The sequence below is a fragment of the Sphingomicrobium marinum genome, from assembly GCF_026157105.1.
GTDB lineage: Bacteria > Pseudomonadota > Alphaproteobacteria > Sphingomonadales > Sphingomonadaceae > Sphingomicrobium > Sphingomicrobium marinum.
Genome location: NZ_JANPVQ010000001.1, coordinates 628,647 through 643,237, shown reverse-complemented (window position 1 = coordinate 643,237; position 14,591 = coordinate 628,647). Strand labels below are relative to the sequence as shown.

The following is a 14,591-nucleotide window of genomic DNA, read 5'->3' as shown; positions in this document are numbered from 1 at the left end:
CCCCGCTAAACAGGGGGGCATGAGCGTACTCGATCCCGGTCACTTCCGCCGCGCCCTTGGCAGCTTTGTCACGGGCGTGACGATCGTGACGGCGCGCGATGCTTCCGGCGCCCCGGTGGGGCTGACCGTCAACAGCTTCAATTCGGTTTCGCTCGATCCGCCGCTGGTGCTCTGGAGCCTGTCACTGCGTAGCGGCAGCCTCCCCGCCTTTCGCGATGCACCATATTGGGCGGTGCATGTCCTTGCGGCGGGGCAGGAAAATCTGTCCAGCCATTTTGCGCGGCCAGGTCGCGACAAATTTGACGGGATCGTTTGCGATGACGGGCCCGAAGGTGCGCCGCGCATCGCCGGCTATGCCGCCCGCTTCGGCTGCAAATCCGCATTCGAATATGAAGGCGGCGATCACGCCATCTTCGTGGGTCACGTCGAACATCTCGATTTGAACGAAGCCGATCCGCTCATCTATCATGGCGGTGATTATGGCCGCGTCGCGCGCCAGCCGGGCGATGAAGAAGAACCCTGGGCGCGTTTGGCCGGTCGAGGGCTTGTCCGCGGTGAGCCGGGAAATTGGTCGCTTACTGAAGAAGGCCGCAGCCTGCTCGGCGATCTTGCCGATACGCTGCCCGGACACCCTCCCGCCGATCTTGGCAAAGACAATGCCGCCACGCTGGCCGCAGCACTTCATGCCTGGCTCGGCGGCAAGCGTTAGATCGCTGATTTGAAGAGAATTGGTGCCCAGGAGAGGACCCACATTTCGTTTGTAAAGCATTGTTTTAAATTGAGAGTTTTGACTTCAGTAGTCGATCTACCCCTTTTTCTACCCCATTTGGCAAATAGTTCGCGGTGTTTCCGCTTAGAGACCGCTTGCGGCCCCACTTCGGACGTCGCTGCTTTTCCTGCGAGCAGCCAGGCAAGCCACGCGAAAGGCGGAGATTCTACGAAACGTGTGCGCATCGAAACGAGCTTCTCGCTTCATTCGCTCATCACCTCGCTGCATGTTCATAAGGTCGGTTCGCGCAGCGCGGATACCCTTTCGAATAGACCGCTTTCACGTAAAAAGGCGCAACAACTCCTTGTTGACGTTTCTCACACCGAAGGGGAGTTGGCCTGCGTCGAAAACGAAGTCGCATGGTCTCGCACTGTCGAACCGGGCGATCCCGCTCGTCTTACCTACCGAAGAAAAAGCGCGAGGCCGTTCGCGCTTCGAACGGAGGACGACTTAAGTGCGAAAGCGACTGGTGCGCGGTCGATTGGTACACCTTAATTCCCGAGCACATTGCCGAAACCGTGTTCGAGGTTCACCACCGCGTTTCGCTTTCCAGCGATGAGAATCCAGTCATGAGCACTATCGAAGATCTGCAGATCCTTTGCGCCTGCTGCCACCGCCAGACACCGAAAACTCGCCGCACTCTGATTGGCGCATCAATGTGGGACGCGGTACACCACATTCCGCATTGCTTTCGATTCGGTACGTTTGGCGAAGACGACTTGTCGTCCGGACTCGAAAGCGAAACTGTACGAAATTTTCAAAGTAATAGATTTTTTGATGACTTGAGCTTTACTTAGCGTCAGTATCGTGATCGAGCGTAATGGTTGTGTCGGGGGCAAAGTTGAGTTCGAGTATCGTATCGCAGGTTGAGCCTGTGCCCGCTTCTGAAAGTGTGCTCGCAGAGCACATGGCGATGCTGCTTGCCGCTCTCATCCACGCTGACGGCTCAGTGGACGGCGACGAGGTCGCGCTTGCACGGCAGGCGTGCGAGGAGTTTGGCGTGCCGCTTGAGCTGCTTGATGCAGCGCTCGGCACGGCAATGCATGATCCCATGGAAAGCTTCACTGCGACGCTTCTGCGGGTCGAGCATCCCACAGACCGCGAGCGCCTTGCGTCAATCCTGTTCGAAATGGCATCCGTCGATGAAAAGCTGGACGGCCGTGAAGTCCGCATGCTGCGCGCAATGCAGCAGGCCTGGGGCGTCACGGTTTCATTTCTCAACAAGCCGATCGAATGGGATGAGGACCAGCGGCGCGTGATCGAGGCCGACCGCTCGGCGCGCCTGCTCGTCTCAGCGGGCCCCGGTATGGGAAAGACCGCGGTCGCTTGTTCGCGCGTAGCCCATATCATCGAATCTGAGGACGTTGCCGATACAAACGTCTGGCTAGTTAGCTTTACACGTTCGGCCATCGCCGAGCTTAAGGGGCGGATCGGCGACTTCGCCGAAGATCCGAGCAACGTCTTCGCGGTCAAGATATCGACAATCGACTCGCAAGCGTGGAAGATCCGTTACGGCTTTTCGCCTGAGGAAGTTGAGAAGCTGTTCGGCGGATTCGAAACCGGGATCGATGCTGCAACAGAGCTAATCGACGAGCGCATCGAGGATTTTCGCGACATATTCGGCGATCTAGAGCACCTTATCGTTGACGAGGCCCAGGACATCACCGGCGGCCGTGCTCGGTTTTTGCTAAAATTGATCGAACTACTGCCTGAAGACTGCGGCATTACCGTGTTCCATGACCCTGCGCAGGCGATTTATGACTATGCTGCGGGCGAGAAGCTGTTCCGCTTTACCGACGGCCTGGCGGCGATGCTCGGCAATGATTTGCAGCAGCGACCGCTGAAGAAGATCTACCGCACCAACGAGGCTCCGCTCCTCAAGCTTTACGAGGACTTGCGGCTGGATATTTTGGGCAATGCAGATGTCGGCACGGATTCGTTCAAATCGAAGGCTGAGCTAGTTAAATCGGCGGCCGTCTCGCAACACCGTGGCTTCAATCACGATGCGCTCGAGGGCTACGATGATGCGTTGGTTCTATTCCGCAAGCGGATTGAAGTGGCCCAAGCGTCGGCTTTCATGGCGGGCGGGGGGCACTCACACCGGCTGAGAATGTCGGGCATGGGGCGCTTCGCGCTGCCTTGGCTTGCGCTCGTTCTGGGCTCAACCGAGGGCCGCGAATTGGAGCGGTCCGAATTCGATGAGCGCTGGAGACAAGCACGGGACCATTTCCCGGCATTGCTGTTCGGTGAGGATACCGAAGGCAACTCGGCCGATGCGCGGTGGGAAAGGCTCAGCCGCTATGCGGCGATGCGCGGCAACAGGATCGATCTCTTCAAGCTCCGCAGCCGGCTCGCAGGCGCTCCGCCGGACGAATTCATGGCGCCGGAATTCGGTCACTCAGGACCGATCCTCGGGACCATTCATGCCTCAAAGGGCCGCGAGGCCGATCATGTCTTCCTCCAGATTAACGACAGTTGGGGTGCGCGGCACGGCACCGATGAAACGGATCTGTCCGAAGAAGCGCGGGTACTCTTTGTCGGCGCGACCCGTGCAAAGCGCAGTCTGGCCGTCCAAGGGGGATTTGCGATGAAGTTTGCCAGCAGCACCGATAGCGGTCGCTGTTACCGGAAGGGCCGGAAAGGCAAGAACGGATATCAGTTCCAGATCGGACTTCAGGGCGACTTCGACCCCTATTCTTCGCTCGCGCTGGCAAAGCCTTTCGATGAACTTCTGGGTCAGGACCTTCCGGTGCGGTGCAGAGCGCGGCTTGAACCAGGCTCGTGGCTGTGGCGTGTGGAAACCGATGCTGGCGTTCCCTTGGGCACTTTGGGCAATCGGGTGACGCATGATCTCTATGAAATATCAAAGAAGCATCACGGCTCGGGCCGGCGGCTCCACGATCGCATTGATAATATTTTTCTGATGGGCTTCGGTTCAACGGCGGCCCCTCCGGGCGACGACCGGCTAGCTGGTGCCAAACGCATAGGCGGAGCCAGCGGTTTCTGGCTGGTGCCCCAAATATGCGGCCTGCCGATGGTTTACGTATGAGCGGAGCGGCTGAGGCACGCGCGCACCTTCTGTCGCGCTTCAAGACTGACCTGATCGGACCGGGTTCCGAGGCTGAAGTCCTAAACGAAAGGCCCTCGGCCCGCTATCTCACCGCGATCCTCTATCCGCAGCAGTCGGAAATCACCGAAGAGGAAGATGAAAGCATCGCTGTGGAGAATGGCGACGGCGAAGCGGAGAATGAGGAACGCGACGCGGTTTCACTGCTGCGCACGTTCAAGCCTGCCACCTGCGGCCTGTCGTTTTCCGTCGCGGTCGCGGACGAAGACGCGTTGCTGGTGCTTGATCTTTCCTACGCGCGCTACAGCGCAAAAGAACATGTCGAGGAAGACGGCAAAGGCAAGGGAAGGCCGCGGCTCGAATGGGTGCGGACCGGACACAGACTGCTCGACGTTGCGGTTTCGCTGGCTGAAGGCAGCGACGATGTCGAACTCGCCGACGGCCTGCTCATGTACCGAAGAGTGCGGCGCGACGGGGCGCATGCGACCGTCACGATCCAATTCGTCAACGCTCATCGCGAATTACCGCGCGGCTCCGCATCCGAGGACGAACCGGCCGATCCGCTGATCATCCAGGGGCTGGTGGCGAGCGAAGAAGCGTCGTTTTTCCAGTTCGCCGCAGATTTCCGCTGCTCGGACGGCTGTCGGTTCGTGCCGCGCCGCACCTCGTTTCGCGGCAACGACGAGGATGAACGCGTCGCCGACCTGATCTACCGCGATTGCGCCGAATATGCTGTCGGCCATACCGCGTCGGCATCCTGGTCGCCTGAAACCGCCCCGGATAAGGTCTCGCTGACATGGATGCCGGAAGCCGTCGTGCATGGAATGGACGCTTCGGGCGATGCCCTGCTGCGCGACCGGATCGCGACCACTTCCCTCGGCCGGCTACACGGCCTCGAGCTTGCTCTTGCCGAGGATCCGGCGCTGTTTGAAGCGCTCGATGCTCTTGCGCAAGGGTACGAAAACTGGATCGATGCGCGCGATGCTGAGGTTCCGGAGCTGCCATCGGCTTTGCAGCAGCAGGCGCGCGATAACCTTGCGAGGTGCCGGAAAGCGGCCGGAAGAATAAGGGATGGTATCGCCTTCCTGCGCAAGGACAGCAAAGGATTGACGGCGTTTCGTCTTGCCAACCGCGCGATGTATATTCAGGCCGCATGGGCGGCTAAGCATCCGCAGGCGGCTGCGGATACAGACCCGAACGAGTTCAAATTCGAGTGGCGGCCGTTCCAGCTGGCCTTTGCGCTGATGTGCCTGCCTTCCGCCGCTGATCGCGGACACGACGATCGCGGTATTTTCGACCTGATCTGGTTTCCAACCGGCGGCGGCAAGACCGAGGCCTATCTTCTGCTGTCCGCCTTCGTCCTGTTCCATCGCCGCTTCGCCCACGGCGCGCGGGGAGCCGGGGTCAATATCATCATGCGGTACACGCTGCGCACGCTGACGGTGCAGCAGTTTCAACGTGCAGCGGCTTTGATACTCGCCTGCGAGACCCTGCGCTTGACCGGCAGCGATGATTTGGGTGCCAAGCGGTTCTCGATCGGACTGTGGGTCGGCGGCGACAGCACACCGAACCGCTTTGCCGATGCCGCCGAAGCGCTGCATGACTACGACGCGAAATCGACGCCGCGGCAACTGACGAAATGTCCCGTCTGCGCGAGCGAACTCGAATGGAGCAGCGACAAGCCGCGCCGGCGCATCGAATGCCGATGCCCTTCGGAAAGTTGCCGCTCCGCGCGGCCCGAAGGCGCGATCCCGGTAATGACCGTAGACGATGATCTTTATGCCGAACCGCCTTCGTTGCTCATCGGCACGGTCGACAAGTTCGCACAGATCGTGCGCAAGGCGGAGAGCGGCGCGCTGTTCGGAACGAACGGGGCGGTCGAGGCGCCGGATCTGATCATCCAAGACGAGCTACATCTAATCGGAGGGCCGCTGGGTTCGCTGACCGGTTTATATGAAGCTGCAATCGACCGGCTTTGCAGCACACCCAAGGGGCCGCCGAAGATCGTCGGATCGACAGCGACAATCCGTCGGGCCGACGAACAAGTGCGTGCGGTTTTCAACCGCAGCGCGTTCCAGTTCCCGCCGCCCGCGCTCGATTGGTCGAATTCCTGCTTTGCCAGGGTGCGCGACGACGACGGGCGTCTCTACGTCGGATTGACGACGGCTGGACGGTCGGAGAAGTTTGCCCTGCAGGCGGCGTCGGCGTCGCTGCTGCAGGCCGAAATCGACCCCGCGGCGCACGGCAATTCTGACTTCGACGCCTACGCGACTTTGGTCGCCTATTTCAATTCCTTGAAAGTGCTCGGCGGTGCGCTGGTGCTGATGGAAGACGACGTTCGCATCACGATAGACGCGCTGGCATCGCGCAGAGGCGAGAAGGCGCGCGAACTCGGCAATCCTGAAGAGCTGACGAGCCGCAAAGCGTCGTCGGAAATCCCGCTCATTCTCGACCGCCTGAATCTCAAACATTCGGATCCTGAAGCGGTCGATGTATTGCTCGCCAGCAACATGCTCAGCGTCGGCGTCGATATTCCGCGCCTCGGGCTCATGCTCGTGAACGGTCAACCTAAATTCATGGCCGAATATATCCAGGCCACGAGCCGCGTCGGGCGCCGCGAGCCTGGTCTGGTGGTGACCCTCTTCAACAACAACAAGATCCGCGATCGCGCGCATTTCGAGACATTCGCATCGCGTCATGCCGCGCTCTACCGCTCGGTCGAGCCTTCAAGCGTAACGCCGTTTGCGCCGCGCGCACGCGACAAGGCCCTGCATGCTCCGCTTGTCGCATTGGTCCGGCACCTTATCAATCCGACCGGCGCTGCCGCCGCGGTCGCCGACCGTGCACAGGTTATGCAGTTGGTCGAGGAGATCATCGACCGAGTCCAAGACGTGGATCCAGGCGAGGTGGCGCAAGCGCGGACCGAGCTCACGCGCTTTGTCGATGCCTGGATCGAGGCGGTCGGCGACGGCCGGATCAAGAGTTATTGGGATGACCGCAGGCTGCAAACCAGCTTGCTCATGTCCGCCGAAGAGGCGGCTGCCCGGCGAGCGACAGGCAAGGCCGATGCGGCTGCCGTGCCTACGCCCAACAGCGTGCGCAATGTCGAGCCCGGGGTGGATTTCCTTATGAAGGAGCGTGTGTGAGCCGCAACAATCATCTGGGTAAAGTAAGGCGGGGCCAGGTTCTCGGGTATGGTCCGGGCGCAGTCATCGACTTTCGTGCAGGCGCAAAGGGCGGCGGGCCAGTTTCGGTTATTGCCGCCTCGCTCGACCGCTGGGAGCAGACCGCCAAGATCGCGGGCGGCCTGAACGATCCGCATGTCCTGCGCGAAGCGCGACTGGAGAAGGTCCTCAATAAAGGTCATTTCCGCCTGCCGCCGGTCGACGATGCCGGACGCGATGCGGCGTTCCCGAATCGTTGGCTCAACGGCTACCGGTTTCCGGCTTGGCTACAGTGCCCGAGCTGCAAATCGCTCAAACTTGCGGGCAAATGGGCAAAAGAAATGGGCGACCCGTCGCGCTGGTGCGCTCGCTGCTCGAGCGAAGAGCGGCGGGTCTTTGCAGTGCCCTCGCGCTTCGTGACGGCCTGCGAAAACGGTCATATCGATGAATTCCCATGGGTGCGCTGGCTGGCCATGCGCGGAGGACAGCCGCTAGCCTGCCTGTCGGGCAGTGATGCGGATGCAGGCGACGAGGGTTTCAAACAGTGCCGCCTCCGGCTCGAGAGCGTAGGCGGCTCGGGCATCGAAGGCCTGCGCGTGAGCTGCTCGGCCGAAGGGTGCGGCGCTTCCGCCTCAATGGCGGGCGCGTTTTCCTCCAAGGGCCTTGAAGGCCACAAATGCTCCGGCCGCCGCCCTTGGCTGACCAATGACCGCGAGCCGTGCACCGCACCGCCGCGGACATTGCAGCGCGGGGCCTCCAATCTCTATTTCCCTGTCACCTATTCGACGCTCAGCATCCCACCGTGGACCGATGCGATCCAACATGAGCTCAATGCCTATTGGGGCGCACTGCGCGAATTGAGCCCCGATATGCGTGAGACGATGATCGCCAGCCTGGCTGCGACCAACGCGTCGATGCACAATATGTCCGCCGACGAATATGCGGCGGTGATCCGCGAACGCCTTAAACTGGACGAAGAAACGACGCTTGATACGCTGCGCTTTGAAGAGTTCATCCGGCTCGAGCGCGATGCGGAAGGGGGCGACTTTCAGGTCAAGCAGGAACCAGTGCCCGAGGAAGCGGAGCCCTATATCGCCAGGATAGGCCGGGTCGAGCGCCTCCGCGAAGTGCGTGCCCTCACCGGTTTCAAACGCATTTATCAGAACGCATCGGTCGATGAACCCGGCCGCGGTCGGTTCGGCGACTTGTCGCTTGCCCCGCTGCCGTGGCTTCCCGCGATCGAGGTGCGCGGCGAAGGCATCTTCGTCTCGCTCAAGCTCAAAGCAATTGATGCCTGGCTCGCCGACCCTAGGGTACAAGAGCGCGCAGGTTTGGTCGAAAAGGCCCGCGCCGCGGAGTACGAACGCATTCACGAAGAGAAAGGCGTGGGCGATCCTATCACGCCAACATTCCTCCTCATCCACTCACTCGCCCATGCCGTAATCAAGCGCTTATCCTTCGAATGCGGTTACGATGTCGCATCGCTTCGCGAGCGCATTTATGTCGGCGATAACCCGCGCATGGCGGGGTTTCTCATCTACACCTCGACCAGTGATGCTGACGGGACGCTCGGGGGATTGGAGCGTCAAGGGCGGGCCGATCGTTTTATTCCGGTTCTTGCCTCGGCGGTTCGTGATGCATTCTGGTGCTCATCCGACCCGCTGTGCCGGACCGGCGTTTCGAGCCTTTCGGAGAGCATGAACCTTGCGGCTTGCCACAGCTGCCTTCTGTTGCCCGAAACCTGCTGTGAAGAGGGCAACCGTTATCTCGACCGCTCAATGCTCGTCGGTGACGGAGTTGGCGGCGTGAAGGGCTTTTTCGATTCCTTTATTAGAACGGACGGTTGAGCCGATGCCTGCGCGGATGATCCCGCCGATGCTCCCGCCCGAGATACGCAGCGATCCGAAGCGAAGCGGCGAAACTGTGGTCTACGATCTGCTCGCGCAAGATCCGATCCTGACCGGTGCCACCGTATTCTACTCCTGTGAGTGGGTGGGGCTGGACGGTGAGCTGCTGCGCGACGGGGAAGCCGACTTCGTTATTGCCCATCCGAAGATCGGTTTTCTCGTGCTCGAAGTCAAAGGCGGCCGTGTGCAGCGGCGCGTGGCCGACGGTAAATGGACAACGAAAAACCGCAACGACGAGGTTTTCGAGATCGAAAACCCTGTGCGTCAGGCGATGAAGTCGAAGAAAGTCATACTTAATGCGCTTAAGAAGCGCTGGCCCGGCAACGCGCCGTGGCTTTCGGCGAGGCACGGGGTGATCCTGCCTCATTGCAGCCGGCCCGCAAATGTTGCGCATATGGGTGCAGCCGCTCCGCTGGAAATCTTCGCGTTTCGGGAAGACCTGCCCAATCTCGGCGCACGCCTGCTCCAAATGATGGTCTGGAAGCCCGAAGGAGAACGGGAGACTTTGGGCGGCCTCGGGCCCGCGGGTATCGCCATGCTCGAGGATTTTTACGGACGCGACATAGACTTCACTCCGCGCCTGTCGTCGGTCATCGAGGAATGCGAGGCGGCAATCGAAAAGCTCACCGAGACGCAGTACCGCTATCTCGATTTCCTCGGCACCACCAAACTTGCGCTGATCCAAGGAGGCGCAGGCACCGGCAAGACTGTGTTAGCGGCAGAGAAAGCGCGACGCGCCGCCCGGGCGGATCGGCGGGTTCTCATGCTGTGCTTCAACCGGCCACTTCTCGTGCAGCTCCGCAGCGAGCTGGAAGGCAGCACAGCGTCAGTCGCGACGTTCCACGAGTTTTGCGCTCGCATGTGCCTTGAGAAGGGCATCGATCTCGACGCGGAGCGCATGGCTTGCGAGGAGCGGCATTTCTGGTCGGTACGCCTGCCCGAACTGCTGACCGACATTGGGCTCGATATCCCGCCGGAGCAATATGATGATCTCATCATCGACGAGGGACAGGATTTCAAGTCGGCCTGGGTCGAAGCGCTCGGCCTATTCCTCGACCCTGAAGGTTCGCTTTACGTCTTCCGCGACGACTTCCAGAATATTTACAGCGGCGATGACGCGGCCGCGGCGGTGCAGGCCGAACCGCTCGAGCTGACCGAGAATGTGCGCAACACCCAGGCGATTTTCCGCGCGGGAAGTGTATTTCGGCAAGGCCGCGAACAGACGTGCCTGGGTCCGGAAGGCGCGCCGGTCAGCTGGGTGCCGTGCACTAGCGAAAAGACTCTTCGAACCGTCGAAAAGGAATTGGGCCGATTGCTAACGGCGGACGACATCGCGCCGGGAGATGTCGCCGTGCTATGCGGCTGCGCCGCCGACATGTCGGTCCTTCGGAAAGCGCCGACCTTGGCAGGGCGGCGCTGGACCCCTGCCGACGAGCCTGCGGACGACTGTATCATCGTTGACAGCATCATGCGGTTCAAAGGTCTTGATCGGCCGGTGGTAATCCTCTGCGAAATCCAGGAGACCGATGCGGAGATCGCCTATGTCGGGCTGACGCGGGCCAAGAGCCATCTCATTGTCGTCGGCGATGAAGCGACTGTAGACCGGCTTGGTCGTGCCGAAGCCGCAAAAACAGCGTTGATTTAGATCAGCAACACAAGGCGCTTGATACTGCGTAGACTTATTCCGGATTGTTTCGCTCAAGCATGTCGCGCAGGCGCTCGCCGAGCCTCTCAGCATCTCGCGTTTCGCATTCCCAGATCACCTCGGGCCGCCACCCGGCCGCGCGCAGAGCTGCGGTCTGCTCGGCATCGCGTTCAACGGTACGTGCAAACTTCGATTCCCAGAATTCCCTGCGGGTGGAGGGCATGGATGCGCGAGGACAGCCTTCGTGACGGTGCCAGAAGCAGCCGTGCACGAAGATCGCAAGGCGGTCCTTGGCGAGCACTATGTCGGGTTTGCCCGGCAGGTCCTTGCGGTGCAGGCGAAAACGCCTTCCGAGCACGTGCAGCGCGCGCCTTACCGTCAGTTCCGGCCGAGTGTCCTTGCCTCTGACGCGGCGCATGTTCTCGCTCCGCCGCTCCGGATCGAGATGGTCCACCGTCAGAGTTCCAGCGTTAAGCGACCCGCATGGACCTGATCGTGATGGACATTGCACAGCGTGACGAGATTTTCGGTGCTGTTCTCGCCCTTGTCGGCGTGCGGTTTAAGGTGGTGAAGTTCGAGGAATTTGCGCGGATCGTCGAGATTGAGGTGGTCGCGCGTCCATCCGCAGACCCGGCAGGCGAAGTTGTCGCGGATCAGGACTTCGACTCGTACGTCGTCCGGGATGCGCCGGTCATGCTCGGGCGCCTGTTTGTCCTCTTCGAGAATATAAGTTCCGACCGGAAGATCCGACCGGCCCTGCATCCTGGTATAGATCGGCCAGCCGTCTTCGGTCCTCAGCTCGCGCATTCTTCGCGCCCATTCGCTCTTGTCGCCCGCGAGGTAACGCAGCTCCTCGATCGAAACCGCGTTGCCGACATTCGCCCGCATATATTCGAGCAGCCGCGCTTTTACCGACAGCCGCTTCTTACGGATGGTGTTCAACACATTCCAACGCAACGCGGCTTCGCGGTCCTGCTCCGGACTGATTAGCACATATTGGTCGGGCCGCAGCGACAACGGATCGGCGCCGAGCGCGGTCTTGAGTTCTTCGACCGCCTCGGGTTCATCTTCGGCCAGATCCTTGAACGTCACGCCGCTGCAGATAGACCAGCCGAACTGTACCCTCAGTTCGCGCAGGCGGCGCGCCCATTCGCCGATTCCGGCGACAACCAGTAGTTCGTCCCCCTCAATCACCTGCAGCGGATAGCGCTGCAAATAGACGAGGATTCGCTCGCGCGCCGAAGAGGCGAGTTCCGGCGGGATGAGCGATTTACCGAGGTCGCGCACGGCGTGGAAGGCGGGAATCAGGCTGCGCACCTGCGCTCGCAGGTCGTCGTCATCGATGCGCTCGAGGAATGTGTCGAGCAGGTGCTTGATCTGATCGACGGTGCGCGCCGGGTCATGCGCCGCTGCGCGCCTCGCCATAGTTAGGCGGACTTGGCCATCGGCGCCAGAAGATCCGCAACCATCCGCGCGATCGACCCCGCCAGCGCGGGCGGAACGGCGTTGCCGATCTGGCGCGCGATTTCAACCTTGCTGCCGCGGAATTTGAAATCGTCGGGGAAGCCCATCAGCCGTGCCGCCTCCCTGTGGGTGATAGGGCGATGCTGCGTCGGATGCAGGTAGCGGCCCTTTTCGGGCTTGTAGAACTCGGTGCGGATCGTGACCGAAGGTCTGTCCCACCACAGCCGGCCGAACAGATCGGTGCCGCCCGAGGTCTTCTTGATCCAGCAGTTCGGCGTGATTTCGGGCGCGTTGCGCTGCAGGTCGAAACGGTTGCCGCCCGGCGGAACGGCCTTGTAACGGGCGATGCTTTTCTCTGTGGGATTGCGCCGGATATGCAAATCGAGGGGAGCTTCGCCCTTTATTTCAGTTCGACGCGGTCGCGGCAGGTCGCCGATCGCGTCGCGCACGGTCAGCCAATCGGGCAGGTTGCTGTCGCCGCCCGGTTCGGCGTGCGAGCAAAGCGGTGGAAACTGCGGTTGCCAGGCGCCGGGCTTCCATCCGACGACGATCGTCCGCCGGCGGGTCTGCGGCGCTCCGTAATCCGCCGCGTTGAGGATGGCGGCTTCGGTCAGGAAACCGTCGGCCTTTGCCCGTGCGCGGATGTCGTCGAGCTCGGGGGATCGGAACAGCTCGGCAACGTTTTCCATTATGAATACGCGTGCGCCGGAGCGCTCAGCGACATCGAGGAAGGGTTCCCACAACGCGCGACGGGCATCGCCGTCGCGCTTCTTGTTGAGCAAGCTGAAACCTTGACAGGGCGGTCCGCCAATTACGACGTCGGCTTGCGGAACGTCTGCCTCGAGGAGCCAGGTCTCGATGTTGGCACATACAGCGTCGCCGCTGAAATTGGCCTTATGTGTGGCGATCGCTGCCTCGTCATTGTCAACGGCGAGAATGGTTTCGAAGCCTCCGCAAAAGCGCGGATCAACGAAACCGAGCGACATACCGCCCGCACCGCTGAACAAGTCGATAACTTTCCACGCCATAATTCAGACCTTCTGCCATGTCGGAATCCGACGTGCAACTGCCGCGCTTCGGAACATAAATAGAACATAGAGGCTGACCGAATGAACTGTCAAACAATTCTCAACCGATGCATTTCCAGCCCCAGCATCGCCTTTAGTTTGATTGCAGTAAGACGCCCCGCTGACTGCCAAGAGCCATGCCAAATGCTCTAACCCCATGGAAATTTATACAATGACGGCTGTTCGAGTAGGCTAATGGAACAGATATCAGAAAAGTTGGATCGAGATGGCGGCCTAGTCGCTGTGGGTAAGGACGTGCGGGCCGCTCGACTCTCTGGTGCAATTTCGCAGGAAGCTTTGGCTCATATATGCGGCATCGACCGGTGCCATCTGGGCGGCGTCGACCAAGACGAGCGAAACCTCACGCTCCTAACACTCTTTCGCGTCAGCAAAGCGCTGAAACTGAAGCCTTCAGACCTTCTGGCGTCGGCTGGACTCTAATCTCCGGATCCTGTGCGCGTTTAGCGCTGGCAGTTCGCATTCAAATGTCCGTACGATTTCTTCAGAGTTGTAGGGCGCTGCACCGGCGAAGAGCATGTCAGCCTTCATTCCGTCCGTCCTCAATTGGTCGCTTCCCTCGAATTTGTAGCGCCGCGCGACGGGGGCCGCATCGCAGTAAAATGCCGCCATTCGCGCGACCGCCTCGCGCCTCTCAGGCAATATCGGGCGAAGCACATTAATGACGCTGGTTTCGGTTCGAGAAGACTCCCGTATTGCCCTGATTCCAACGCTGGTGTGCTTGTCAAAGGTGTATAGAGGTATCTCGCCGCATTCGGCTGTGACTGGAACTCCCTGCTCGATTGCGACGCCTGCCCGAGCGGTAGTTTGTGCAATCAGTTGCACAAGCGGCACCAGCGCGTTCACCCAGTTTGCTGCTAGTCTTTCAAACTCAACCTGAGTCCATTCGCCACGTAGATCGCTTGCGAAATGGCCGACGAGCTCAAGATATGGCTGCGCCTGCTTTTTTCCTTTGCCCGCTGAGCCAAGCTGCGAAAGTCGAAGAATGGCGTAGGCCCGCCGGTCCCTCGTTTCCATCCTATCAGTGGAGGTTCGTAGCAGCCCGTCAGGCATTAGCAGATCAATGTCTTCCATTGATTGCCTGACCGACGGCAATCGGTTGACGCGGCAAGCGAGATGGTCGGCAGATCGATCCTTAGCTGCCGTACACATTTTGCTGACGAGCATTGACGCAACGTCGTAGTCGCCACCGAGCGCCTCTCTGACGTCCTGACGCGTGGCTAGGAAAACTATTTCGCCAGTCAGTCTAGGATCCGACTGACCGATATCTTCGAAGGCGATGCCCAACAAACGCTTCCATATTGCCTTACCTCGATATCGATGAAGTGTTCGGAGCCCCAGCAGCGCGTGTTCTACTTCACCCCTACGGATTGCCTTCTGCAGCAACGAGCTGGCGGCCCATGGATCTAGGCGGACGATCGGTCGATTATTTTTGATGATTGCTCTCCCAGTTGACGGGGAGCGTTTGACCCATTGCTTTGCTATACAGG

9 protein-coding genes are annotated in these 14,591 nt (G+C 60.5%); 5 read left to right on the top strand and 4 right to left on the bottom strand.

Translation table 11 applies throughout. The features are described 5' to 3' along the window. Positions 1 to 19: 19 nt before the first annotated feature. The 5 genes from NUX07_RS03225 (at position 20) to NUX07_RS03205 (ending at position 10,552) form a co-directional block, all read left to right on the top strand. Entirely contained in the window at positions 20 to 709 is a 690-nt protein-coding gene (locus NUX07_RS03225; protein WP_265528795.1) for a flavin reductase family protein, read from the top strand. Between the two features lie 967 nt (positions 710 to 1,676). Next, positions 1,677 to 3,818: a UvrD-helicase domain-containing protein gene (locus tag NUX07_RS03220; RefSeq protein WP_265528794.1), complete on the top strand. Its 2,142-nt coding sequence runs from the start codon at positions 1,677 to 1,679 to the stop codon at positions 3,816 to 3,818. Then, positions 3,815 to 6,982: a helicase-related protein gene (locus NUX07_RS03215; RefSeq protein WP_265528793.1), complete on the top strand. Its 3,168-nt coding sequence runs from the start codon at positions 3,815 to 3,817 to the stop codon at positions 6,980 to 6,982. The genes NUX07_RS03220 and NUX07_RS03215 overlap by 4 nt, the downstream gene beginning before the upstream one ends. Next, entirely contained in the window at positions 6,979 to 8,847 is a 1,869-nt protein-coding gene (gene drmB, locus NUX07_RS03210; protein WP_265528792.1) for a DUF1998 domain-containing protein, read from the top strand. The genes NUX07_RS03215 and drmB overlap by 4 nt, the downstream gene beginning before the upstream one ends. 4 nt (positions 8,848 to 8,851) lie before the next feature. After that, the gene (locus tag NUX07_RS03205; protein ID WP_265528790.1) at positions 8,852 to 10,552 is read left to right on the top strand and encodes an NERD domain-containing protein; all 1,701 of its coding nucleotides are present in this window, start codon (positions 8,852 to 8,854) and stop codon (positions 10,550 to 10,552) included. A 34-nt stretch (positions 10,553 to 10,586) separates the two neighbouring features. Here the strand turns inward: NUX07_RS03205 and NUX07_RS03200 are convergent, their stop codons facing one another. The 4 genes from NUX07_RS03200 to NUX07_RS03185 form a co-directional block, all read right to left on the bottom strand. Further along, on the bottom strand, positions 10,587 to 11,006 hold the full coding sequence (locus NUX07_RS03200) for a very short patch repair endonuclease (protein ID WP_265528788.1): 420 nt from the start codon (positions 11,004 to 11,006) through the stop codon (positions 10,587 to 10,589). A 2-nt stretch (positions 11,007 to 11,008) separates the two neighbouring features. Beyond that, the gene (locus tag NUX07_RS03195) at positions 11,009 to 11,977 is read right to left on the bottom strand and encodes an HNH endonuclease (protein WP_265528786.1); all 969 of its coding nucleotides are present in this window, start codon (positions 11,975 to 11,977) and stop codon (positions 11,009 to 11,011) included. A gap of 2 nt (positions 11,978 to 11,979) precedes the next feature. Next, complete coding sequence (locus NUX07_RS03190) at positions 11,980 to 13,044, bottom strand: DNA cytosine methyltransferase (RefSeq protein WP_265528784.1); 1,065 nt, start codon at positions 13,042 to 13,044, stop codon at positions 11,980 to 11,982. Between the two features lie 450 nt (positions 13,045 to 13,494). Continuing rightward, on the bottom strand, positions 13,495 to 14,388 hold the full coding sequence (locus NUX07_RS03185) for a hypothetical protein (protein WP_265528782.1): 894 nt from the start codon (positions 14,386 to 14,388) through the stop codon (positions 13,495 to 13,497). Between the last annotated feature and the right edge of the window lie 203 nt (positions 14,389 to 14,591).